The sequence below is a fragment of the Psychrobacter coccoides genome (genome assembly GCF_017498085.1).
Taxonomy (GTDB): domain Bacteria; phylum Pseudomonadota; class Gammaproteobacteria; order Pseudomonadales; family Moraxellaceae; genus Psychrobacter; species Psychrobacter coccoides.
Genome location: NZ_JAGBKM010000052.1, coordinates 1 through 636, shown reverse-complemented (window position 1 = coordinate 636; position 636 = coordinate 1). Strand labels below are relative to the sequence as shown.

Here is a 636-nt window from a genome sequence, read left to right as displayed (position 1 = left end):
AGTGAATGAGTTTGATTTAATCTTCCCAACAACGATTAAGTTGTTGGCTTTAACAAGCTTTGATGTGAATTTATGAATCAAGTCTTGGCGGGTGTTTTTAATCTTGGCATGAATGGCCTTAACCCGTTTTTTGTTTTTGGCACGTTGGGCGCTGGCCAGTTTTTCTGCGTATTGATGGGTCAGCTTAGTGGTTAGAACATCGCCATTACTACTGACAGCTGAATCCTTACAGCCTAGATCAATACCAACTTGGCCAGTACCACACTTAATCTTTGGAAAATCTTTAACCGTCACACAAGCGTACCAGTGACCTCGTGCATCTTGTACCAGCTCACAAGTATTGATGGTGTAGAGTGAGAGGTTATAGCTATCCCATAAGTCAATGATCAGCTTTTTGCCCTTAGCTAAGCTGAATTGTAGGGTGGTTTTTAGAGATTTTTTACCTGATTTCTTAACACCTAGATATTTAATGGCGGTCTTTTTAAACGGAATCCAGCCCAAACTTCTTCTCTTGGCTTTTGGGTTATTGGTACGCCAGTTGAGTTTGGCTTTTTTAAACTGTTTACGGGATTTAGCGTGAACCTCACTGATCGCTTGCAAGGTTTGACTGTGCAGATTCAGGTAGTCACCCGCCCC

1 protein-coding gene is annotated in these 636 nt (G+C 42.0%); it reads right to left on the bottom strand.

All coding sequences use genetic code 11. The features are described 5' to 3' along the window. A partial coding sequence (locus tag J3492_RS13020; protein ID WP_279381170.1) for a transposase occupies positions 1 to 636 on the bottom strand: 636 nt, incomplete at both ends.